General features: G+C 66.7%; 21 protein-coding genes. 16 read left to right on the top strand and 5 right to left on the bottom strand.

Annotated features, from left to right (window positions below; all coding sequences use genetic code 11):
* Nucleotides 1-70: 70 nt before the first annotated feature.
* Together K7G81_RS09315 and K7G81_RS17955 are read right to left on the bottom strand one after the other, a co-directional pair.
* Nucleotides 71-577 carry a thioredoxin family protein gene (locus K7G81_RS09315; RefSeq protein ID WP_223030475.1) on the bottom strand — a complete coding sequence of 169 codons (507 nt, stop codon included), beginning with the start codon at nucleotides 575-577 and terminating at the stop codon, nucleotides 71-73.
* 185 nt (nucleotides 578-762) lie between these two features.
* Nucleotides 763-1,542, bottom strand: a complete 780-nt coding sequence (locus tag K7G81_RS17955; protein WP_223030474.1) for a cold-shock protein — start codon at nucleotides 1,540-1,542, stop codon at nucleotides 763-765.
* A 207-nt stretch (nucleotides 1,543-1,749) separates the two neighbouring features.
* Here K7G81_RS17955 and K7G81_RS09305 point away from each other — a divergent pair, with 207 nt between their 5' ends.
* The 14 genes from K7G81_RS09305 (at nucleotide 1,750) to K7G81_RS09240 (ending at nucleotide 17,752) form a co-directional block, all read left to right on the top strand.
* Entirely contained in the window at nucleotides 1,750-2,526 is a 777-nt protein-coding gene (locus K7G81_RS09305) for a TerC family protein (protein WP_223030473.1), read from the top strand.
* A 31-nt stretch (nucleotides 2,527-2,557) separates the two neighbouring features.
* Entirely contained in the window at nucleotides 2,558-3,175 is a 618-nt protein-coding gene (locus K7G81_RS09300) for a ribonuclease D (RefSeq protein WP_223030472.1), read from the top strand.
* A 38-nt stretch (nucleotides 3,176-3,213) separates the two neighbouring features.
* Nucleotides 3,214-3,852 carry an LPS export ABC transporter periplasmic protein LptC gene (lptC, locus tag K7G81_RS09295; RefSeq protein WP_223030471.1) on the top strand — a complete coding sequence of 213 codons (639 nt, stop codon included), beginning with the start codon at nucleotides 3,214-3,216 and terminating at the stop codon, nucleotides 3,850-3,852.
* Nucleotides 3,853-3,858: 6 nt separating this feature from the next.
* Complete coding sequence (locus K7G81_RS09290; protein ID WP_223030470.1) at nucleotides 3,859-4,440, top strand: LptA/OstA family protein; 582 nt, start codon at nucleotides 3,859-3,861, stop codon at nucleotides 4,438-4,440.
* Between the two features lie 115 nt (nucleotides 4,441-4,555).
* Complete coding sequence (gene lptB, locus K7G81_RS09285; protein WP_223030469.1) at nucleotides 4,556-5,332, top strand: LPS export ABC transporter ATP-binding protein; 777 nt, start codon at nucleotides 4,556-4,558, stop codon at nucleotides 5,330-5,332.
* Nucleotides 5,333-5,450: 118 nt separating this feature from the next.
* Nucleotides 5,451-6,941 (top strand): RNA polymerase factor sigma-54, encoded by a 1,491-nt coding sequence (gene rpoN / locus K7G81_RS09280; protein WP_223030468.1) that lies wholly within the window; start codon nucleotides 5,451-5,453, stop codon nucleotides 6,939-6,941.
* 66 nt (nucleotides 6,942-7,007) lie between these two features.
* Nucleotides 7,008-7,865, top strand: a complete 858-nt coding sequence (locus tag K7G81_RS09275) for an endonuclease/exonuclease/phosphatase family protein (RefSeq protein WP_223030467.1) — start codon at nucleotides 7,008-7,010, stop codon at nucleotides 7,863-7,865.
* Between the two features lie 66 nt (nucleotides 7,866-7,931).
* Nucleotides 7,932-8,873 (top strand): complex I NDUFA9 subunit family protein, encoded by a 942-nt coding sequence (locus K7G81_RS09270; protein ID WP_223030466.1) that lies wholly within the window; start codon nucleotides 7,932-7,934, stop codon nucleotides 8,871-8,873.
* Between the two features lie 69 nt (nucleotides 8,874-8,942).
* Complete coding sequence (locus K7G81_RS09265) at nucleotides 8,943-9,749, top strand: undecaprenyl-diphosphate phosphatase (RefSeq protein ID WP_223030465.1); 807 nt, start codon at nucleotides 8,943-8,945, stop codon at nucleotides 9,747-9,749.
* A gap of 169 nt (nucleotides 9,750-9,918) precedes the next feature.
* Nucleotides 9,919-11,370 carry an NAD(P)-dependent oxidoreductase gene (locus tag K7G81_RS09260; protein WP_223030464.1) on the top strand — a complete coding sequence of 484 codons (1,452 nt, stop codon included), beginning with the start codon at nucleotides 9,919-9,921 and terminating at the stop codon, nucleotides 11,368-11,370.
* Between the two features lie 32 nt (nucleotides 11,371-11,402).
* Nucleotides 11,403-12,158: a DUF2059 domain-containing protein gene (locus tag K7G81_RS09255; protein WP_223030463.1), complete on the top strand. Its 756-nt coding sequence runs from the start codon at nucleotides 11,403-11,405 to the stop codon at nucleotides 12,156-12,158.
* Entirely contained in the window at nucleotides 12,155-16,666 is a 4,512-nt protein-coding gene (gene gltB / locus K7G81_RS09250) for a glutamate synthase large subunit (RefSeq protein ID WP_223030462.1), read from the top strand. Before K7G81_RS09255 ends, gltB begins: the two co-directional genes overlap by 4 nt.
* A 43-nt stretch (nucleotides 16,667-16,709) precedes the next feature.
* Nucleotides 16,710-17,381 (top strand): glutathione S-transferase family protein, encoded by a 672-nt coding sequence (locus tag K7G81_RS09245; RefSeq protein WP_223030461.1) that lies wholly within the window; start codon nucleotides 16,710-16,712, stop codon nucleotides 17,379-17,381.
* A complete protein-coding gene (locus K7G81_RS09240; RefSeq protein WP_223030460.1) occupies nucleotides 17,381-17,752 on the top strand; it encodes a tRNA-binding protein in 372 nt (123 codons plus the stop codon). The genes K7G81_RS09245 and K7G81_RS09240 overlap by 1 nt, the downstream gene beginning before the upstream one ends.
* Nucleotides 17,753-17,828: 76 nt before the next feature.
* Here K7G81_RS09240 and K7G81_RS09235 read toward each other — a convergent pair whose 3' ends face one another.
* Nucleotides 17,829-18,506 (bottom strand): YiaD family glycine zipper/OmpA-like lipoprotein, encoded by a 678-nt coding sequence (locus K7G81_RS09235; RefSeq protein WP_223030459.1) that lies wholly within the window; start codon nucleotides 18,504-18,506, stop codon nucleotides 17,829-17,831.
* 150 nt (nucleotides 18,507-18,656) lie between these two features.
* On the opposite strand from K7G81_RS09235, the gene K7G81_RS09230 reads away from it, so the two are divergent.
* Nucleotides 18,657-19,970 (top strand): hemolysin family protein, encoded by a 1,314-nt coding sequence (locus K7G81_RS09230; RefSeq protein WP_223030458.1) that lies wholly within the window; start codon nucleotides 18,657-18,659, stop codon nucleotides 19,968-19,970.
* A gap of 40 nt (nucleotides 19,971-20,010) precedes the next feature.
* Here K7G81_RS09230 and K7G81_RS09225 read toward each other — a convergent pair whose 3' ends face one another.
* Both K7G81_RS09225 and purD read right to left on the bottom strand, forming a co-directional pair.
* Nucleotides 20,011-20,613: a helix-hairpin-helix domain-containing protein gene (locus K7G81_RS09225; protein WP_223030457.1), complete on the bottom strand. Its 603-nt coding sequence runs from the start codon at nucleotides 20,611-20,613 to the stop codon at nucleotides 20,011-20,013.
* 90 nt (nucleotides 20,614-20,703) lie between these two features.
* On the bottom strand, nucleotides 20,704-21,969 hold the full coding sequence (purD, locus tag K7G81_RS09220) for a phosphoribosylamine--glycine ligase (RefSeq protein ID WP_223030456.1): 1,266 nt from the start codon (nucleotides 21,967-21,969) through the stop codon (nucleotides 20,704-20,706).
* Between purD and xseA the strand changes: the two genes are divergently transcribed.
* Nucleotides 21,968-23,347, top strand: a complete 1,380-nt coding sequence (xseA, locus tag K7G81_RS09215; RefSeq protein WP_223030455.1) for an exodeoxyribonuclease VII large subunit — start codon at nucleotides 21,968-21,970, stop codon at nucleotides 23,345-23,347. The genes purD and xseA overlap by 2 nt on opposite strands.
* Nucleotide 23,348: the final 1 nt, after the last annotated feature.

Raw genomic sequence — 23,348 nt, 5'->3', positions numbered from 1 at the left:
GCCGAAACAAGTTCAGCATGACGACGCTTAGAGCGGCGAGCTTCAGATTCGGGTCACCAGCCCGCTGTCCTCAGGTCCATTGCGCGAGCCAGTCGGCCAGCGCCTGCGGGTTCATGCTGCGCGCGTCGGCCAGCGCCTCGGCGTGGCCCTTGTTAACGACGCGATCGGTGCGGGGGTCGACGACCAGCACGGCGGGAACGCCGGCGAGCTTGGCGATGCCATAATGCTGCGCGATCGCCAGATTCTTGTCGAAACGGCCGATGTCGACGGTGACCTCGATAAAATGTCTGTCGAGAAACGGCGCGAGTTTGGGCAGCTTCATCGTGCCGGCCAGAATGCGGCAATCGAGGCACCAGTTGCCGCCCATGTCGATCAGCAGCAGCTTGTGCTCGGCGCGAGCGCGGGCCTTGGCGACGGCGACGGCTTTCATCGCATCGGCTTGCTCGTCATAGGGCAAAGGAAGCGGCTGGGCGAGCTGGTTGAAGCTCGATGCGGCGACCCTGGGGGCGGGCGCGTGCGCGGCGAATGCAGCACTTGCGGCCGTGATGGCAAGGAGGGGGGCTGCGAGAAAACGCATGGGCTTGTCCTTGTGTGGCGATCCTGAAGTCAATGTTGGCCGGGCGCACGCAAATGTCCAGAAAGTCCCGTTTGGGCGCGAGCAAGATCCAAGCCTTCAGTCCGCAGTGCCGGCGGCCGCACGACAAACGCAAACGGCCCGCCCGGATCGCTCCGGACGGGCCGTTTTGATCGAAAAGCCGGGGCTTATTCGCCGGGCTGAAGGTTCACCGCAGCATATTTGCCGCGACGATCGACCTCGAGCTCGAACGACAGGCGATCGCCCTCGTTGAGCGTCGGCATGCCGGCACGCTCGACCGCAGAGATGTGGACGAACGCATCAGGCTGGCCGTCATCGCGCTGGATGAAGCCGAAGCCCTTCATCGCGTTGAAGAACTTGACCGTGCCGGTTGCCTTCTCGCCGGTCAGCTGGCGCTGCGGGCCGCCGCGATCACCGCCGCCAAAGCCGCCTTCGCGCGGCGGACGGGGAGCACGCTCCTCGACCGGCATCGGTTCGCCGTCGATCTTGAGATCGGTCGCCGAGATGCGGCCGCCGCGATCGACCAGCGTGAAGCTGAGCGGCTGGCCCTCGGCCAGGCCGGTCAGGCCGGCCTGCTCGACCGCGGAGATGTGAACGAACACATCCTCACCGCCGTCATCGCGAACGATGAAGCCGAAGCCCTTCTGGCCGTTGAAGAATTTGACGGTGCCCGAGCCTTCGCCGACGACCTGGGGGGGCATGCCGCGGCCACCACCGCCGAAGCCACCACCGCCGCCGCCACGAAAACCGCCGCCGCCACCGCCGCCGCCGAATCGGTCACCGCCGCCGAAGCCGCCGCCACCGAAGCGATCGCCGCCGCCGAAACGGTCGCCGCCACCGAAGCCACGATCCTGGAAACCGCCACCGAAATCGTCACCGCCGAAATTGTCGCGCTTATCCCTGCCGCGACCGCCGCGCTCGCCACGGCGTCCTTTGTCGAAACTCATGCCCTGTTCGTCTTCCCGGTTCGCCCGAATTCACATACATAAAGCCCAAGCGCCGGACGACGAACGCAGGTCTTCGGGCGCTCCGCCGAACGCGCCACGGCCCCTTCATAGACCAAATGCCGCCGTCTCGCGAACAAAATCGTGATATCGTACGGCGAAGCGTTTCAATAGTTGCACGAGCGTTGCCACAACGGCACAGATGCGGCCATGTCGATCGCGGAATTGATCACCGATCCGGCCGCTTGGGCTGCTCTCGTTACGCTGGTGGTGATGGAGGTGGTGCTCGGCATCGACAACCTCGTGTTCGTCTCGATCGTGTCGAACAAGGTGCCGGAGGCGAGCCGGACGCGAGTCCGGCGGATCGGCATCTCGCTCGCACTGGTGCTTCGTCTGGCCTTGTTGTCGATGATCGCCTGGATCGTCGGGCTCACCGCGCCGGTTTTCGATCTCGGGCTGGTCGGTCCGCCGGGCGCGCATGGCGAACCGAGCTTCGAAACGGCGTTTTCAGCACGCGACCTGATCCTGCTCGCCGGCGGCCTGTTCCTGATCTGGAAGGCGACCAGCGAAATCCACCAGACGATGAGCGGGGAAGGGCATGGCGAGGGAAATGTCGCGGCCAAAGCGGTGCTCGGCGTCGGTGCGGCGATCGCCCAGATCATCGCGCTCGACATGGTTTTCTCGATCGATTCGATCCTCACCGCGGTCGGGATGACCGATCATCTGCCGGTGATGATCGTCGCGGTGGTCGTCGCCGTCGGGCTGATGCTGCTCGCCGCTGATCCGCTGGCCGAGTTCATCAACCGCAATCCCACGGTGGTGATGCTGGCGCTGGGATTCCTGCTGATGATCGGTGTGGTGCTGATCGGCGAAGGCTTCGGCGCGCATATTCCCAAGGGCTATATATACACAGCTATGGCATTTTCCGCCGGGGTCGAGACGCTCAACATCGCGGCCCGGCGCCGTCGCGAGCGGGCCAAGCATTGAGCCGGAAGGCGAACGGCGCTAGGCGCGGCGGATGACTGTCCATTTCCACGAAGAAGACATTCCCGCCGGCCTGTTCGGCCCCGGCCCGATCGCCGTCGATACCGAGACGATGGGCCTCAACACGCCGCGCGATCGGCTGTGCGTCGTTCAGCTGTCCGATGGCGGCGGTGACGAACATCTCGTCCGCTTCGCGCCGGGCAGCGATTATGCCGCGCCCAATTTGAAGGCGCTGCTGGGCGATCCGGCGCGGCTCAAAATCTATCATTTCGGGCGATTCGATATCGCCGCGATCCAGCATTATCTCGGCGTGGTCGCGGGCCCGGTCTATTGCACCAAGATCGCCTCGCGGCTGGTGCGCACCTATACCGATCGCCATGGGCTCAAGGAATTGGTCCGCGAGCTGCTCGGCCAGGATATTTCCAAGCAGCAGCAATCGTCGGACTGGGGCGGCCCGGTGTTGAGCGACGCGCAGAAGGATTATGCGGCGTCGGACGTCCGCTATCTCCACGCGCTCAAGGAAGAGCTCGACCGCCGCCTGGCGCGCGAGGGCCGCACCGCGCTGGCCCAGGCGTGCTTCGATTTCCTGCCGACTCGTGCGGCGCTCGATCTTGCCGGCTGGCCCGAGATCGACATCTTCGCGCATGCGTAATTCGATGAGCTTGTGCCGTTCCGCCGAAGGCCGCAAAAATGTCTGAGGTCGCCCGCCAGATCCGCTCGGCGCGGCAGGTCTGGGCAGCGCCGGGGAGCAGTCACGACCGGCTGATCGGCACGTTGCGGGTGCTGCTGCCGATCGCGATCGGGGTGCTCGCCGCGTTCCTGGTGATGGCGCCGCTGACTCGCAGCGGCGATTCGAGCTTCCTGCTCGCCAAGAACAATGTCGCGGTCGCGCAGGAGCGGCTCAAGATCGAGCGCGCCAACTATCGCGGGCAGGATAGCAAGGGGCGGCCGTTCGAGCTCACCGCCAATTCGGCGATCCAGAAGAGTTCGGCGGAGCCGATCGTGCGATTGAACGGCCTGGCGGCCAAAATCGGGCTCTCCGACGGGCCGGCGAAGATCGTCGCCAACCAGGGGCGGTACAATATGAATACCGAGCAGGTCGCGCTCGATGGGCCGATCACCTTCCGCTCGGCGGGCGGCTATGCGCTCGATACCGCCGATGCGACGGTCGACCTCAAGACCAGGACAATGGAAAGCGAGGGCGCGGTGACCGGCTCGGCGCCGCAAGGCACGTTCAGCGCCGATCGCATGTCGGCCAATCTCGAGAACCGCAGCGTCACGCTCGATGGTCATGCCCGCTTGCGGATCGTGCCGGGAAGGAACAAATAGCGCGCCATGCCGCACGCTTCCCGCGCCCTGCTGCCGCTCATCCTGCTCGCTGCCGCGCCCGCGGTCGGCCAGCAGCGCCACGATTCGCGCGCGCCGATCGATTTCGACGCGGCGCATATCGAGCTGCAGGACAAGGATCATCGCGCGATCCTTTCCGGCGGCGTGACGCTCAAGCAGGCCGAGATGACGCTGCAGGCAAGCCGCATGACGGTGAGCTATACCGGCCAGGTGCTCAACGGCTCGCCCCAGGTTTCGCGGTTCGATGCCGCGGGCGGAGTCACGGTGACGCGCCCCAACCAGACCGCGCGCAGCCAATACGCCGTCTACGATCTCAACAAGCGCGTCATCACCATGCTCGGCGCGGTCTCGCTGACGCAGGGCGGCGACACCGTGAACGGCGGACGGCTGACACTCAATCTCGACACCGGCCGCGCGGTGATCGACGGGTCGGCGGTCGGCGGCACCGGCGGGCCGAGCGGCGCGCCCGGCAGCGTGACCAGCAGTGGCGGGCGCGTCACCGGCCACTTCTCGGTGCCGCAGCGCGACACCGATCAATCGAATCCGGCAAGCCAGTCGAACAGCCAATAGCCGTATTCTTCGTCCAAGACCTTTGAACCGGCGCGCGGCTTGGCCTACATGGCCATGCACGAAACTTGCCAATCGCGTCGGCCGTAACGGTCAGGGCGCGGCACGAGGACCGTAGATGGACGAGATCACCAGCCTCGCCGAGGCCGAGCCGATCGTCGAGACCCCGCCCGCCGACGGGCTGGCGGTGATCTCGATCGCCAAGGCCTATGACAAGCGGCCGGTGCTGACCGACGTTTCGGTGTCGGTGGCGCGGGGCGAGGTGGTCGGCCTGCTCGGGCCCAACGGCGCGGGCAAGACGACCTGCTTCTATTCGGTGATGGGGTTGGTGAAGCCCGATTCGGGCCGCGTGATGCTCGACGGCGACGATATTACTGCGCTGCCGATGTACCGCCGCGCGATCCTCGGGCTCGGCTATCTGCCGCAGGAGACGTCGATCTTCCGCGGCCTGTCGATCGAGAAGAATATCCTCACCGTGCTCGAACTCTCCGAGCCCGATGCGGCGGCGCGTGCCGAAAAGCTCGATCGGCTGCTCGACGAGTTCGGGTTGACGCGGCTGCGCGACGCACCGGCAATGGCCTTGTCGGGCGGCGAGCGGCGCCGCGCGGAGATCGCCCGCGCGCTGGCGGCGGACCCGTCGATCATGCTGCTCGACGAACCGTTCGCTGGCATCGACCCGATTTCGATCGCCGATATTCGCGACCTGGTAAAAGACCTCAAGAGTCGCGGGATCGGCGTGCTGATTACCGATCACAACGTCCGCGAGACGCTCGACATCGTCGATCGCGCCTACATCATCTATGATGGCCGCGTGCTGTTTTCGGGGTCGCCGGAGGAACTGGTCGCCGATGCCAACGTGCGGCGGCTGTACCTCGGCGAGGGCTTCTCGCTGTGATTTCTGCGCTCGGCTTTGCCGAGCGGGCGGCACCGGCCCGTTCCCCCACCCGGCCATCCAGCGCCAGCATCCTATGGGTGGCCGGGTGGGGGAGCGGGCCGGTGCGGGCTATCTAACAATGTCCCTCGCGCCGCGCCTCGATCTTCGGCAGACGCAATCGCTGGTGATGACGCCGCAGCTTCAGCAGGCGATCCGTCTGCTCGCGCTGTCGAACCTCGAGATCGAGGCCTATATCGCCGAAGAGATCGAGAAGAACCCGCTGCTCGACAACGCGCCCGACGATGACGGCCCGGCGCCCGAGCCGGCCGAGACGGCGGCCGACGAGCCCGCCGGCGCGGACGCCCTGATCGAGGGGCGGGGAAGCGATGAGGCCGCGCTCGACGTCGATTTCGCCGCCGAGAGCTTCCATCACGACAGCGCGGCCGATTCGATCGGTGGGATCGACGGCGGGCTGGGAATGAACGGGCTTGGCGGCGGCGGGGCGGCCGGCGAGGATGGGCCCGATCTCGACGCCTTGGCGGCCGGCGGTGTGAACCTCGCCGATCACCTGCTCGCGCAGGCCGGCACCGTGATCGATCGCGATGACATGTTCATCGCCGCGCACCTGATCGATCAGATCGACGAGGCAGGATATCTGACCGCCCCGCTGCTCGATATCGCCAATCGGCTGGCGGTGCCACTGGCCCGCGTCGAGGCGGTGCTGGCCGACATCCAGACGTTCGATCCCACCGGGGTCGGCGCGCGCAACCTTGCCGAATGCCTCGCGCTCCAGGCCAGGGAGGCCGATCGCTACGATCCGTGCATGGCGCGGCTGATCGACAATCTTGACCTCGTCGCGCGCGGCGATCTGCCGCGATTGAAGCGGCTTTGCGAGGTCGACGACGAAGATCTCGCCGACATGATTCGCGAATTGCGCAACTACGACCCCAAGCCCGGCCTCAGGTTCGGCGGCGAGGCGGTGCAGGCGGTGGTGCCCGACATCTTCATCGCGCAGCGCAAATCCGGCTGGGCGATCGAGATCAACGCCGCGACGCTGCCGCGCGTCCTGGTCAACCGTTCTTATTATGCCGAGCTGTCTTCGGGCCCGCAGGACAAGGCGTCGCGAAGCTGGCTATCGGATTGCCTCGCCAGCGCCAACTGGCTGGTCAAGGCGCTGGACCAGCGGCAGCGCACGATCATCAAAGTGGCAACCGAGATCGTGAAGCAGCAAGAAGAATTCTTCCTGAAGGGCGTCGCTCATCTGAAGCCGATGACCCTGAAGCAGATCGCCGACGCGATCGAAATGCACGAATCGACTGTCAGCCGCGTCACCAGCAACAAATATCTCTCCTGCGCACGCGGGTTGTTCGAGCTCAAATATTTCTTCACCTCGGCGATCCAGTCGGCCGATGGCGGCGAGGCGGTGTCGGCCGAGGCGGTCAAGAGCGCGATCCGCACGCTGATCGCCGGCGAGGGCAAGAAGATTCTGTCCGACGACACGTTGGTCGATCTGCTCAAGGCCCGGGGGTTCGATATCGCGCGGCGCACCGTCGCCAAATATCGCGAGGCGATGGGCATCGGCAGCTCGGTGCAGCGTCGCCGGCAGAAGGCGCTTGAGGGCGGCGACTGAGTCTTAAACAAAACATTTTTCTGAAATCGCCTTGCATCGGCACGGCGCCGGCTTAGGGTCGCCGCCATGCCTCGTTTCCTGAAATACGCCGCTGTTTTCGCTCTCGCGCTCGGTCTGTCCGCGCCCGGCCTCGCGAAAGCGCCGTCCGCCCCGCTGCGGGTGATGACGTTCAACGTCCGTACGACGATCAATGTCGATGACGGGCCGGAGGCGTGGCCGAAGCGGCGCGACCTGTTCATCGCGACGATCCGCGACGCGAATCCGGATATTTTCGGCACCCAGGAATTGTCGCAGATGCAGGGCGATTACATCGTCTCCCGATTGCCGCACTATGCCTGGTTCGGGATCGATCGCGAAGGCGGGCACGAGGACGAGCATATGGGCGTATTCTATCGCCGCGATCGGCTCGATCTGGTGACGATGGGCAATTTCTGGCTTTCTGAAACGCCCGACGTGGTGGGCAGCAATTCGTGGCACACGCCGTTCCCGCGAATGGCGACCTGGGGCCTGTTCACGGACAAGGCGACGGGCAAGCGCTTCTATCTGTTCGATACGCACTTCTTCTATCGCGACGAGGACGAGGTGCCGCGCACCAAGGCCGCGCAGATCCTGCTCGACCAGATGGCGAAGATCGACACCGATGGCACGCCCGTAGTGCTGACGGGCGATTTCAACACCACGCCGGGCAGCGACGCTTACAAGCTGATCGCCGCGAGGATGACCGATATCCGCACGGCGGTGGCGAACCCCGGCGGCCCGGACGAGACCTTCCACGGCTGGACCGGCAAGGCCGACAAGCGGATCGACTGGATGTTCGAGAGCGGTTTCACCCCACTTTCCGATACGACGCTGACGACGCATCGCGGCACGCTTTACCCGTCGGACCATTTTCCCGTGCTCGCCACGCTCGGCTGGGAGGATTGAAGCGGTCTTGAGCCATTCCGGCCCGCGGTCTAGGGCAGGCCAAACGCTAACGAGGGCTGAGACGCGATGAAGGACAAGTTGGTCACGCTGATCGGGGGCGGCGGTTTCGTCGGCCGCTATGTCGCGCAGGCGTTGCTCAAGGCCGGCGCGCGGGTGCGCGTTGCGCAGCGCGATCCGCGCCAGGCGTGGTTCATCAAGCCGCTGGGCGGACTCGGCCAGACCCAGTTCGTCGCCGCCGACGTCCGCAAGCCGGAAACGGTGTCGCGCGCGGTTCATGGCGCCGACGCGGTGGTCAACCTCGTCGGGCTGCTGTCGGGCGATCTCGACGCTGTTCATGTTTCCGGCGCCAGGGCAGTTGCCGAGGCCTGTGCCAAGGCCGGGATCGGCGCCTTCGTCCACGTCTCGGCGATCGGTGCTGATCCGCAGAGCGAATCGCGTTATGCGCGTACCAAGGGGGAAGGCGAGCAGGCGGTTCGCGCGGCGTTCCCCAATGCAACGATCCTGCGCCCGTCGATCATCTTCGGCCGCGAGGACCGCTTCATCAACCGCTTCGCCGAAATGATCGTCAAGGCGCCCGTCGTGCCGGTGCTTCGCGCGCCGGTGAAGTTCCAACCGGTGTTCGTCGGCGATGTCGCCGCGGCGGTGGCCAGGGCGCTCGCCGATCCCGAAGCGTTCGGCGGTAAGACGATCGAGCTCGGCGGGCCGGACGTGTTGACGATGGGCGAGCTGATCCGCTGGACGGCGAAGGAAATCGGCCGCCATCGCAGCTTCATCGATCTTCCGGATGCGCTCGGCGGCGCGATCGCCGGCATGGGCTTCCTGCCCGGCGCGCCGATCACGCGCGACCAGTGGCAGATGCTGCAGCATGACAATGTCGTTAGCGCTGGCACCGAGGGCTTCGCCGCGTTCGGCATCAGCCCGACGCCGCTCGATTCGATCGCGCAGAGCTGGCTGGTGCGCTATCGCCGCCACGGCCGTTTCGGTGCCGAGATCGATCAGGCCGCCTGACCGTACCTTCCGCGGCCGCACCCGCGGGGCGGCCTTTCTGCAGGCCTCCCGTCGTAAGGGCGCTTATCCATGCCGCTGATCGTCACTGCCATCCTGCTCGGCATCGTCGAGGGATTGACCGAATTCCTGCCGGTCTCCTCGACCGGGCATCTGATCCTCGCCAGCGAATTGTTCGGCTATTCGGCCGATCAATGGGCGGTGTTCAACATCGTCATCCAGCTCGGCGCGATCCTCGCGGTGATCGTGCTTTACTGGCGGACCTTCTGGGCAGTGGCACAGGGCATGCTCAAGCGCGAACCCGTCTCGTGGCGGTTCGCGCGCAACGTCGTCGTCGCGTTCGTCCCCGCCGCGGTGATCGGCCTCGCGCTGCATTCGTACATCGAGGAATTGCTCGGCGCGCCCAAGGTGGTTGCGGTGGCGCTGGTCCTCGGCGGCATCGCCATCCTCGTGCTCGAAAAGGTAATCAAGCATCATGACGTGGTCGGCGTCGCCGAAATTCCGCTCGGCCGCGTGATCGGCATCGGCTTTCTGCAATGCCTGGCGATGGTGCCGGGCGTCAGCCGTTCGGGCGCGTCGATCATGGGTGCGCTGGCGCTTGGCGTCGAGCGCCGCACCGCGGCCGAATTCAGCTTCTTCCTGGCGATCCCGACGATGCTTGGCGCGACGACGGTCGAATTGTGGAAGAACCGCGAGGCCTTGGCGGGCGCCACCGTCAGTTGGGGGCTGATCGGGGTCGGCTTCGTCGTCGCGTTCCTCGTCGCGATGGTGGTGATCCGCTGGTTCGTCGGCGTGGTCAGCCGGCATGGCTTTCAGCCGTTTGCCTGGTATCGAATCGTGGCTGGCGGCGCGGCGCTGATCTGGCTGATGATGAGATAGGTCCGAAAAGGACTTATTTCTCCGGTGAAAGATGTTCGAACCAAATACTATGGCGCAATATTCGATCTAAATTAGTCAGCATATATGACCTATTGATCGATTTTTGCGTGACAGCGACGCTCTGCCTTCCTAAAGCTGCGCCGAATCTTTCGGGGTGGACCACGGATCAATGGCGAACGACGCAACGCTCAAATTTGTCGACCGGCAGCAGGCTTATCCGGCCAAGCGGCCTGCCGATGCGCGCGCCAAGGACTTTCGCGAGATCGCCAATCGCTACGCCGCGCCGGCCGGCGAGGAGCAGGCCGGCCGCTGCTCGCAATGCGGCGTGCCATATTGCTCGGTGCATTGCCCCCTGCACAACCATATTCCGGATTGGCTGCGCCTGACCGCCGAGGGGCGTCTGCGCGAAGCCTATGAGCTGAGCAACGCGACCTCGACCATGCCGGAAATCTGCGGCCGCATCTGCCCGCAGGACCGATTGTGCGAGGGCAATTGCGTGATCGAATTTTCCGGCCACGGGGCGGTGACGATCGGCTCGGTCGAGAAGTTCATCACCGATACCGCATGGGAGGAAGGCTGGGTCGAGCCGCTGCAGCCGGGCCGTCCGCGCGGGCAATCGATCGGCATCGTTGGCGCTGGTCCGGCCGGGCTGTCCGCGGCGGATTACATGCGTACGCTCGGGTATGACGTGCATGTCTACGATCGCCACGATCGCGCCGGCGGCTTGCTGACTTACGGCATTCCCGGGTTCAAGCTCGAAAAGCATGTCATCACGCGCCGTGTCGAGCGGCTCGCGGCGGGCGGCGTCGTCTTCCACGACAGCTTCGAGGTCGGCCGTGACGCCACGCTCGACGAGCTGCGCCAGCGACACGACGCGATCCTGATCGCCACTGGCGTATACAAGCCGCGCGCGATCAATGCGCCGGGCGTCGGGTCGGATGGCGTCGTCGAGGCGCTCGATTATCTCACCGCATCGAACCGCAAGGGCTTCGGCGACGCGGTGCCGACCTTCGACGACGGCTCGCTCGACGCCGCCGGCAAGCGCGTGGTGGTGATCGGCGGCGGCGACACCGCGATGGATTGCGTGCGCACCGCCGTTCGCCAGGGCGCCACCTCGGTCAAGTGCCTCTATCGCCGCGATCGCGCCAACATGCCCGGCTCGCAGCGCGAGGTCGGCAATGCCGAGGAGGAAGGCGTCGAATTCGTCTGGCTGTCCGCGCCGCAGGCGTTCGACGCCGACCAACGCGTGACGGGCGTGCGCGCGCAGCGCATGCGGCTCGGGGCTCCCGATGCGAGCGGTCGCCGCGCGCCCGAGGTCGATCCCGGCAACGATTTCGTCGAGCCGGCCGATCTCGTCATCAAGGCGCTCGGCTTCGATGCCGAGGATCTGCCGGCGCTGTTCGACGCGCCCGAGCTCGGCGTGACGCGTTGGGGCACATTGCTGGTCGACAAGGACATGATGACCAATGTCGACGGCGTGTTCGCCGCGGGCGACATCGTGCGCGGCGCCAGCCTGGTCGTCTGGGCGATCCGCGACGGCCGCGACGTCAGCGACAAGATGCACCAATGGTTGAAGGCGCGGGCGGCCGCCGGCGCGCAGGCCGATCGCGTGGCGGCATGACGAGGCGCGTCGCCGCAAGGGGGAGGAATGCCATGATCAAATCGTCGTTTGTTGCCGCTGTCGTGTTGCTCGCCGCCACGCCGGCGATCGCGCAGACCGCCGCTGCGTCCGATGCGCCGGCACCCGCCGCAACGCGCGCGCCCGCCGATCCGGCGACGCTCGCCAAGGCGCGCGAGGTCGCCGCGCGGCTGCTGCCGCCGGGCACCTATCGCAAAATCCTCGGCCCGATGATGGCGCCGATGATCGACAATATGGGCAATATGATGAAGGCGATGCCGCTCAAGCAGATCGCCGAGATCGGCGGCCTCGATGCGCAGCAGGCGGCCGCGCTCGACAAGGTCGACATCACCAAGGTGATGGCGATTTACGACCCGCATTGGCAGGAGCGCGAGAAGCTGTCGATGCAGGCGATGATGGCGTCGATGGCCGATTTCTTCACCACCGTCGAACCCGATCTGCGTGAGGCGATGGCCGAGGCCTATGCCCATCATTTCACCGCCGCCGAACTCGATGACCTCAACCGGTTCTTCGCCACGCCGACCGGCGCGAAATACGCCAGCCAGTATATGGCGATCATGACCGATCCGGCGATGATGGACAGCATGAAGAAGATCATGCCGAAGATGATGCAGCAGATGCCGCGGTTCATCGCCGCCGCCCAGAAAGCGACCGCCGGCCTGCCGGCGCCGCACAAGATCGAAGACCTGACCCCGGCCGAAAAGGCCCAGCTCGCCAAGGCGCTCGGCGTCGATGAAAGCGACCTGCACGATCCGAAGAGCACGCTATGATCGACCAGCGCACCCGCCTCGCCTGTGAGGGCATGTACCGGCCCGAGTTCGAATCCGATGCCTGTGGCGTCGGGCTCGTCGCGGCGACTGACGGACAGCCGTCGCGCCGCGTCGTGCAATCGGCGATCGACGCGCTGAAGGCGGTGTGGCACCGGGGCGCGGTCGATGCCGACGGCAAGACGGGGGACGGGGCGGGGATTCACGTCGATCTGCCGCGGGCGTTTTTCGACGATGCGATCCGGCAATCGGGTCACCACCCGCTGTCCAACCGGCTGGCGGTCGGCATGATCTTCCTGCCGCGCACCGATCTGGGGGCGCAGGAAACCTGTCGCGGCATCGTCGAGACCGCCATCATCGAGGCGGGCTATACGATCTACGGTTGGCGCCAGGTGCCGGTCGACGTTTCGGTGATTGGCCGCAAGGCGCAGGAGACGCGTCCCGAGATCGAGCAGATCATGATTGCCGGGCCGATGCCCGACGAACAATCGGCCGCCGAGTTCGAGAAGAACCTCTATCTCGTCCGCCGCCGGATCGAGAAGCGGGCGATCGCGGCGCAGGTGTCGGGCTTCTACATCTGCTCGCTGTCGTGCCGTTCGATCATCTACAAGGGGCTGTTCCTCGCCGAATCGCTGTCGGTCTTCTACCCCGACTTGCTCGACGAGCGGTTCGAAAGCCGCGTGGCGATCTTCCACCAGCGCTATTCGACCAACACCTTCCCGCAATGGTGGCTGGCGCAGCCGTTCCGCTGCCTCGCGCACAATGGCGAGATCAACACGATCCGCGGCAACAAGAACTGGATGCTGAGCCACGAGATCAAGATGGCCAGCCTCGCGTTCGGCGAGCAGTCCGAGGACATCAAGCCGGTGATCCCGGCCGGCGCGAGCGACACCGCCGCGCTTGACGCTGCGTTCGAGACGCTGTGCCGCGCCGGTCGCGATGCGCCCACCGCCAAGCTGATGCTGGTGCCCGAAAGCTGGCACGAGGGCAGCGACATGCCGGCGACGCACCTCGCCATGTACCGCTATCTGGCGAGCGTGATGGAGCCGTGGGACGGCCCGGCCGCGCTGGCGATGACCGATGGCCGCTGGGCAGTCGCTGGCATGGACCGCAATGCGCTTCGCCCGTTGCGTTATACGCGCACCGATGACGGGCTGCTGATCGTCGGATCGGAAGCCGGGATGGTCGTCGTTCCCGAAACCAGCGTGGTCGAAAAGGGCGCGCTGGGGCCGGGCCAGATGATCGCGGTCGACCTCGAGGAAGGCCGGGTGCTGCACGATCGCGAGGTCAAGGATCGCGTCGCCGGCGAGGCCGATTACGAAGGCATGGCGGCCGATTTCCTGACCGTCGATGCGCTGCCCGATGGCGCCGAGACGCCGAGCGGCCGGTTCGAGCGTGCCGAGCTGACGCGTCGGCAAGTCGCCGCCGGGCAGACGCTCGAGGACATGGAGCTGATCCTGTCGCCGATGGTCGAGAGCGCCAAGGAAGCGATCGGCTCGATGGGCGACGATACGCCGCTGGCGGTGATCTCGGACAAGCCGCGCCTCATCAGCCAGTTCTTCCGGCAGAATTTCAGCCAGGTCACCAACCCCCCGATCGACAGCTTGCGCGAACGCCATGTGATGTCGCTCAAGACGCGGTTCGGCAACCTCGCCAATATCCTCGACCCCGCCGGGCAGCAGAGCCGGGTGCTGGTGCTCCATTCGCCGGTGCTGACCAATGGCGATTGGGATCGGCTGCGGGCGCATTTCGCCGGCGCCGCGGCAGAGATCGATTGCACGTTCGAAACCGGCGGCGGCGCCGAGACGCTACGCGCCGCGATCCAGCGCATCCGCGACGAAGCTGAACAGGCGGTCCGCCAGGGCAAGAGCGAGCTGTTCCTCACTGACGAGCGGGCCGGGCCCGATCGCGTCGCGATCGCCGGTGTGCTCGCGGCGGCCGCGGTCCACACCCATCTCGTGCGGCGCGGCCTGCGGTCATACGCCTCGATCAACGTGCGCACCGCCGAGTGCCTCGACACGCATTATTACGCGGTGCTGATCGGCGTCGGCGCGACGACGGTGAACGCCTATCTCGCCGAAGCCGCGATCGCCGATCGCCATGCGCGCGGGTTGTTCGGCGATTTGTCGATCGATCAGTGCCTCGCCAACCATCGCGTGGCGATCGAGGACGGCCTGCTCAAGATCATGTCGAAGATGGGGATCGCGGTGATCTCCAGCTATCGCGGCGGCTATAATTTCGAGGCGGTGGGCCTGTCGCGCGCGCTGGTCGCCGATCTCTTCCCCGGCATGCCGACCAAGATTTCGGGCGAAGGCTATGCCTCGCTCCATTTGAATGCGGTGCTCCGCCACGAAGCGGCCTATGATCGCGCGGTGGTGACGCTGCCGATCGGCGGCTTCTATCGTCAGCGCCACACCGGCGAGACCCATGCCTATTCGGCGCAGCTCATGCACCTACTGCAAAGCGCGGTCGCGACGGACAGCTATTCGACCTATCTGCAATTCTCGCGTGGGGTCGCCGATTTGCCACCGGTCTATCTGCGCGATCTGCTCGAGTTCAATTTTCCTGGTGAGGGCGTGCCGGTCGATCAAGTCGAGCCGATCACCGAGATCCGCAAGCGCTTCGTCACGCCGGGGATGAGCCTCGGCGCGCTGTCGCCCGAGGCGCACGAGACGCTGGCGATCGCGATGAACCGGATCGGCGCCAAGGCCGTGTCGGGCGAGGGCGGCGAGGACAAGAGCCGCTACAAGCCATACGAAAATGGCGACAATGCCAATTCGACGATCAAGCAGATCGCCAGCGGTCGCTTCGGCGTCACCGCCGAATATCTAGGCGCGTGCGAGGAAATCGAGATCAAGGTCGCGCAAGGCGCCAAACCCGGCGAGGGCGGTCAGCTCCCCGGCTTCAAGGTCACCGAGTTCATCGCCAAGCTGCGCCACGCCACGCCGGGCGTGACGTTGATTTCGCCGCCGCCGCACCACGACATCTATTCGATCGAGGATCTCGCGCAGCTGATCTACGACCTGAAGCAGATCAATCCGCGTGCGCGGGTCTGCGTCAAGTTGGTCAGCTCAGCCGGCATCGGCACGGTCGCGGCTGGTGTCGCCAAGGCGCACGCCGACGTGATCCTCGTCGCCGGACACAATGGCGGCACCGGCGCGTCCCCGCAGACCAGCATCAAATATGCCGGCACGCCGTGGGAAATGGGCCTGAGCGAGGTCAACCAGACGCTCACGCTCAACAGCTTGCGCGGCCGGGTCAAGCTGCGCACCGATGGGGGGCTCAAGACCGGGCGCGACGTCGTCATCGCCGCGATCCTCGGCGCCGAGGAATTCGGCATCGGCACGCTCAGCCTGGTGGCGATGGGCTGCATCATGGTGCGCCAGTGCCATTCGAACACCTGCCCGGTCGGCGTCTGCACGCAGGACGAGCGGCTGCGCGCCAAATTCACCGGCTCGCCGGAAAAGGTCATCAACCTGATGACCTTCATCGCCGAGGAAGTGCGCGATATCCTGGCGCGCCTCGGCGTGCGCAGCCTCGATGAGGTGATCGGGCGTACCGAGCTGCTCCGCCAGGTCAGCCGCGGCGCCGAGCATCTCGACGATCTCGATCTCAATCCGGTGCTGGCCAAGGTCGATGCCGATGATTCGCAACGACGCTTCAGCCTCGATACCTTCCGCAACGAGGTGCCCGACAGCCTCGATGCGCAGATCCTGAAGGATGCCGCCGCGGTGTTCTCGCGCGGCGAGAAGATGCAGCTCACCTATTCGGTCCGGAACACGCATCGCGCGGTCGGCACGCGGCTGTCGTCGGAGATCACCGCGCGGTTCGGCATGTCGAAGCTGTCGGATGGCCATGTCACCGTCCGCCTGCGCGGCTCGGCGGGGCAGAGCCTCGGCGCGTTCCTGTGCAAGGGCATCACGCTGGAAGTGTTCGGCGACGCCAACGATTACGTCGGCAAGGGCCTGTCGGGCGGCATCATCGTCGTACGGCCGGTCGTCTCCTCGCCGCTGGCCAGCAACGAGAACACGATCATCGGCAACACCGTGCTCTACGGCGCGACCTCGGGCGCGCTCTATGCTGCCGGCCGCGCCGGCGAGCGGTTCGCCGTGCGCAATTCGGGCGCCAATGTCGTCGTCGAAGGCTGCGGCGCTAATGGCTGCGAATATATGACCGGCGGCGTCGCGGTGATCCTCGGCCGCGTCGGCAACAATTTCGGTGCCGGCATGACGGGCGGCATGGCCTTCGTCTATGACGAGGACGGCGGCTTCGCGGCGCGCGCCAATCCCGACAGCATCGTCTGGCAATGCCTTGCCTCGACGCATTGGGAAGCCGTGCTCCACAACCTGGTGCGTGCCCATGCCGAAGCGACCGACAGCAAGTGGGCGGCGGGATTGCTCGAGGATTGGGAGCGTGTTCGCGGCCGCTTCTGGCAGGTCGTGCCCAAGGAGATGCTCAGCCGCCTGCCGCAGCCGCTCGACGAGGCCGAAACGTTGGTTGCCGCCGAATAACAGCCCCTTCCGCTCCGCTGCACGGTGACGTAACAGCGGACGGATGTGGCAGCTCTACCAATTCCCGCTCTGTCCTTTCTCGCGCAAGGTCCGGCTGCTGCTGGGCGAGAAGGGCGTCGGTTACGAGCTGGTTCGTGAGTCGCCCTGGCTGCGCCGTGACGAGTTCGTCGACATGAACCCGGCCGGGCAGACGCCCGTGATGACCGATCCCACGCGCGGCCTGATGCTGGTCGATTCGATGGCGATCTGCGAATATTTCGAGGAGACGATCGACAAGGCGGCGATGATTAACGGCACCCCCGCCAATCGGGCGGAGATCCGCCGGCTCGTCACCTGGTTCGACACGCATTTCTATCAGGACGTCACCGCGCCCCTGCTTCACGAACGCATGGTCAAGCGCCTCGTCCATCGCGCCGCGCCCGATGCCAAGGCACTGCGTGAAGCAATGAAGGCGGCCGAGCGGCATCTCGATTACGTCGATTACCTGCTCGATCATCGCAACTGGATCGGCGGATCGACGATGAGCCTCGCCGATCTCGCCGCCGCGGCGCAGATTTCGGTCGCCGATTATCTCGGCGGGATCGACTGGAAGGGGCACGATCAGGCGTCGAGCTGGTACGGCGGGTTCAAGAGCCGGCCGAGCTTCCAGCCGCTCTTGTCCGAGCGGATGGAGGTGATCGGTCCGCCCAAACATTACGCCAATCACGATTTCTGATGCACGTCACGCATGATCCGGCAGCCGGCGCCGCGCCGCAGATCGCCTTCGACGATTTCCTCGCGGTCGATGTCCGCGTCGGCACGATCGTCGCCGCGGAGCCGTTTCCCGAGGCGCGCAAACCGGCGTTCAAGCTGACGATCGATTTCGGCCCAACGATCGGCACCAGGCGATCGTCGGCGCAGATCACCGAGCGTTATGCGCTGGGCGATCTCGTCGGCCTTCAGGTCGCGGCGGTGGTCAATTTCCCGCCGCGCCAGATCGGGCCGATGATGTCCGAAGTGTTGACGCTCGGCTTCCCGGACGAGAACGGCCATGTCGTGCTGGTCACGCCCAGCCGCCCGGTCCCCGACGGTGGGCGGCTGTTCTAGCGGTTTATGAAATTGCGCCGCTCCGCTTCGTTATTGCGAGCGGAGCGACGCGATCCATTGCCTGTCGGCCGATTCTTCAGCTCACGTCGCTGGCCGGAATCGGCACCACGCGGATCTCGACGCGGCGGTTGGCGGCGCGGCCTTCCTCGGTATCGTTGGGCGCGATCGGTTGTGTCTCGCCAAAGCCGCGCGTGCCGATTCGAGCGCTCTGCACACCGCGGCTCTCGAGATAGGCGGCGACCGAATTGGCGCGGCGCTCGGACAATTGCTGGTTGTATGCCTCGCTACCGGTCGAATCGGTGTGCCCGTAAACGTCGATATAGGTCTCGTTATATTGCGACAGCACCTGCGCGACCTGATCGAGCGTCGACTGGAACTGCGGCTGCACCGTCGCGCTGTCATAAGCGAAGGTGACGTTCGACGGCATGTTGAGGACCAGGTTGTCGCCCTGCCGCGTCACGCGCACGTCGGTGCCCGCGGTACGGGCGCGCAGGTCGCGCTCCTGCTTGTCCATATATGCGCCGATTCCCGCACCGGCGATGCCGCCCAGCCCGGCGCCGACGATCTTTTCGGTCCGGTCGTGGCGCCCACCGACAAGATCGCCGAGCAGATAGCCGCCCAGTGCGCCGCCGATGCCGCCGATCGCGGTGTTGGAAAGCCGCTTCTGCCCGGTTTCCGGATCGGTGACGCAGGCGCTGGTCGCCAGCATCGCGCCGAGCGCCGCGGCGGTGGCCAGTTTCGAAATCGTTCGCATTGCAAAATCCCCTATTCGTGCCGCTCGCCTTGGCGGTCGGCGTTGAATCAAACCCTGCTCTGCCGCGCTTGTTCCGCATCCGAACTGAACCGATTCTGATCGCACGGTTGTCGAAACGACAGTTTCACGTCAAAGGAGGGGGATAGCGCCATGCATCCGCTTCCGCCCTTCCCCTGGATCGACGTCGTCATCATCCTTGCGCTGGTCGTGCTCAACGGCCTGTTCGCGATGGCCGAGCTGGCGATCGTTTCGTCGCGACGCGCGCGGCTCGAGGCGATGGCCAAGACCAGGCGCACCGGCGCCGCCACGGCGATCGCGCTGGCTGCCGATCCGGGCAAGTTCCTGTCGACCACGCAAGTCGGCATCACGCTGATCGCGATCGTCTCCGGCGCATATTCGGGCGCCAGCCTCGGCGAGCCGACCTCGCTGCGGCTGGCCGCGCTGGGCCTCGATCCGGATACCGCGCGCACGCTGGGCTATGCGCTGGTGATCGGCCTCACCACTTTCGCGTCGGTGGTGATCGGCGAGCTGGTGCCCAAGCAGATTGCGCTGCGCACGCCCGAGCCGATCGCGGCGCTGGTCGCGCCGACGATGCGCTGGCTGTCGATGATCGCCGCGCCGATCGTCTGGGTGCTCGATTCGACCAGCGCGCTGCTGTTTCGCCTGGTCGGCATGAAGCGCGAGACCGATCGCCACGTCACGGCGGAGGAGCTGCACCTGATCGTCGCCGAAGCCTCCAAATCGGGCGTGCTCGAGGAGCATGAACGATCGATCATCTCGGGCGTCGTGCGGCTTGCAGATCGGCCCGCGCGCGAGGTGATGACGCCGCGCACCGAGGTCGATTGGCTCGATGCCGATCTCGATACCGCCGGCATCCGCGCCGCGCTGATCGAGACGCAGCACACCCGGCTGCCCGTCGCCGAAGGATCGATCGACGCGGTGATCGGCGTCGTCCAGGCGCGTGATATCGTCGCCGCGCTGTTCGAGGGCCGGCCGCTCGATCTGCGCGTGCTGATGCGCCCGGCACCGGTGATCCCCGATCAGCTCGACGCGATGGATGCGCTCGGCGCCTTGCGTCGCGCCGAGGTGCCGATGGCGCTGGTGCATGACGAATACGGGCATTTCGAGGGGATCGTCACGCCGGCCGACCTGCTGATCGCGATCGCCGGCGAGTTCGCTTCGGACGCCGATCCCGGCGAGGCGCCGCCGATCGTCGAGCGTGACGATGGCTCACTGCTCGTCTCCGGGCACATGTCGGCCGATGCCCTCGCCGAGCGGCTCGGCATCGATCTGCCCGAAGACCGCGATTATGCAACCGCCGCCGGCTTCGCGCTCGCGGTGCTGCGCCACTTGCCCGCCGAGGGCGAGAGCTTCGTCGAGCAGGGCTGGCGCTTCGAGGTGGTCGATCTCGACGGCCGCCGTATCGACAAGCTGCTGGTCAGTCGCGCTCGCCGGCACGACTGAAGCGTCGAACCGATCCGGCTAGGCCGAAACCGACTGAAAATTAACCGAGCTTGCCGAAGATCGCCTCGTAGGATGCGCGGTCGCCGGCGGTGAGCAATCGGGCTTGCTCGATCCAGCGGTCGCGCGCCATCCGGCCGCGGAACGTCCCGAGATCGGCGTCGAGCGCTTCGGCCTCGGCCGGCGAGAGCGCGGCGATCTGGCCGACGGTGGTGATTCCCAGCTCGCCGAGCCGCGCGGAAACCTTGGGGCCGAGCCCCTTGAGCAGGGTTACGGGGGCGTCGCTGTCGCCACCCGATGCCGGCGCGGCGGGAGCCGGAGCGGGTGGCGCTTTGGTTGCGGCCTGCACTTCGACCGGGGCTTGGACCGGCGCCTCGACCGGCGGCGCGGCGCGGGCCGGCTCGGGCGCGTCGACCAGCGGCGGCGGCGGTGCCGTCACCGGCGGTGTCGCTTCCCGCGGCTCGATTGTGGCGCGCGCGGTGACGGTCTCGACGCCGCTCGCCTCGCGTTCGGCACGCTGGCGGGCGCGACGGCGGCCGCCCCACCAGATCACCAGCATCGCGGCGATCGCCAACAGGATGATGAGCACGATGTGCGCGGTGGTGATGACGGCGGTGCCGCCGGACATGGCGTCGGCGTGGTTCATCGCGGGCGATCCTCTGTTTTGCCGGCCCTCATCGGGCAATCCGTGGCAAGACCATAGCCAAGTTGTCGAACGGGGCCAAACCCGCGGCGCTCAATCGCGCGCCAGCGCCCGCCAGCCGATATCGCGGCGGCAGAAGCCGGTCGGGAAATCGATCGCGTCGATCCCGCGATAGGCCGCTGCCTGCGCTGCTCGCACGTCGGCGCCAGTCGCCGCCACGCCAAGCACGCGCCCGCCCGACGCGACCAGTGCCTCGCCCTCGCGGATCGTGCCGGCCTGGAAGACGCGCGCGCCGGTTGCTTCCGCCTTGTCGAGCCCAGTGATCGCGCCGCCGGTCTGCGGCGTGCCGGGATAGCCATCGGCGGCCATCACGACGACCAGCGCGACGTCGTCCGAAAAGGCCGGCGCGGGGGCCTCGCCCAGGCGTCGCTCCTCGGTCGCCAGCATCAGCGCCAGCAGATCGCCGGTGAACCGCATCATCAGCACCTGGCATTCGGGATCGCCGAAGCGGACATTGTATTCGATCAGCTTCGGCCCGTCGGCGGTGAGCATCAGCCCGGCATAGAGCACGCCCGAGAACGGCGTGCCCGCCGCGGCCAGCGCCGCGACCGTGGGGCGGACGATCTCATCGATTGCGCGGCGTTCGAGCTCGGGCGTCAGCACCGGCGCCGGGCTATACGCGCCCATCCCGCCGGTATTGGCGCCGGTGTCGCCGTCGCCGACGCGCTTGTGGTCCTGCGCCGATCCGAACGGCACGATCGTCTCGCCATCGGTCAGCACGAACAGGCTGGCTTCCTCGCCCTCGAGGAATTCCTCGATCACCGCGTCGCCGCCCTGCCGGCCGGGGCCGATGATCGCGTCGATCGCCGTTTCGGCTTCCTCGCGCGAGGTGGCGATGGTGACGCCCTTGCCGGCAGCGAGGCCATCGTCCTTGATGACCACCGGCAGCGTGAAGTCGCCCAGCGCGGCGCGCGCGCCGTCTCGCGAGGTGACGCGGGCGTAGCGTGCGGTCGGGATCTTCGCCCGTGCGCACAGATCCTTGGTGAAGCCCTTCGAGCCTTCCAGCCGCGCGGCTTCCTTGCCGGGGCCGAACACGCCGATCCCCATCGTGCGGATATTGTCGGCCAGGCCGTCGACCAGCGGCGCCTCGGGACCGATCACGACGAAGCTCACCGAATGGCGCAGGCAGAAATCGATCACCCCGCGATGATCGGCGGGGTTGAGATCGACGATCTCGGCATGGTCGGCGATGCCGGGGTTGCCCGGCGCGGCATAGAGCGTATCGAGGAGCGGCGATTGCGCCAGGCGCCACGCGAGCGCATGTTCGCGTCCCCCCGATCCGAGTAACAGGACGTTCATGGCAAGCTCTTCCCCCGATGACGGTACGCCAAGGCTCGTAGCGAACGAGATGCCCGGCGACAACGCCGCGCCGTTCACCGTGAGCGAGCTTTCCGGGCGACTGAAGCGGCTGGTCGAGGGCGAGTTCGGCCATGTCCGCCTGCGCGGCGAGATTTCGGGCTACAAGCGCGCCGCGTCGGGCCATGCCTATCTGTGCCTCAAGGACGAGGCCGCGGTGATCGACGGGGTGATGTGGAAGGGCCAGGCCGCGCAGCTTCCCTTCGCGCCGCAGGACGGGATCGAGGTGATCGCGACCGGGCGGCTGACCACTTATCCGGGCCGCTCCAAATATCAGATCGTCATCGAGCGGATGGAGCTCGCCGGCGAAGGCGCGCTGATGGCGCTGTTCGAGAAATTGAAGGCGCAATTGGGCGCCGAGGGGCTGTTCGACAGCGCGGCCAAGAAGCGGCTGCCGTTCCTGCCCCAGGTGATCGGCGTCGTCACCTCGCCGACCGGCGCGGTGATTCGCGATATCCTCCACCGGCTCGAGGATCGCTGCCCGACGCGGGTGATCGTCTGGCCGGTGCAGGTGCAGGGGCCGACCGCGGCGGGCCAGATCGCGGCGGCGGTGCGCGGGTTCGACACAATTCCCGAGAGCGGCCCCGTGCCGCGCCCCGATCTCGTCATCGTCGCGCGCGGCGGCGGCTCGATCGAGGATCTCTGGGCGTTCAACGAGGAAGTCGTGGTCCGCGCGATCGCCGCTTGCTCGATCCCGATCATCTCCGCGGTCGGGCACGAAACCGATACCGGCCTCAGCGATTATGCCGCCGATCTGCGCGCGCCGACGCCGACCGCGGCGGCCGAGCTCGCGGTGCCGGTGCGTGCCGATCTGATCGCGACGCTGCAGCAGATGGCGAGCCGGATGGAGCGGTGCGCGCGGCGCTATCACGAGCGTGGGCGCGAGCGGCTCGACGCGCTGGTCCGGCTGCTGCCGGGGCGCGATCGCCTGCTGGGTCCGCAGCGCCAGCGCGCCGACGAGGCCGGCGCGCGGCTCGATCTCGCGCTCGAGCGCCGGGTTGCCCGCGCGCGCACCGAGCTCGATCGCACCGCCGGCGCGCTGCGCCCGGCGGCGCTCGATCACCGGTTGCAGGCAGCGCGCGATCGGCTGAACCGCACCGGGCGATTACTCGACTCGCTCAGCCCGGAAGGCCCGCTCAAGCGTGGCTATGTCCGGGTCGACGCGCGGCCGTCGGGCGCGGTCGTCTCCTCGGCCGCCGAGGCGAAGCGGGCCGGCGCGCTGACGCTGCATTTCGCCGACGGCAGCGTCGACGCGCGGGTTGAGCGCAGCGGTGGCAAAACCTATGCTTCGCCCGCGCCCGAACAGCCCAGCCTGTTGTAAT

The organism is Hephaestia mangrovi, from assembly GCF_019880555.1.
In the GTDB taxonomy this organism is placed as follows: domain Bacteria; phylum Pseudomonadota; class Alphaproteobacteria; order Sphingomonadales; family Sphingomonadaceae; genus Sphingomonas; species Sphingomonas mangrovi.
Note: the sequence above shows the minus strand (reverse complement) of the source record. Positions and strands in the feature narration are given on the sequence as shown.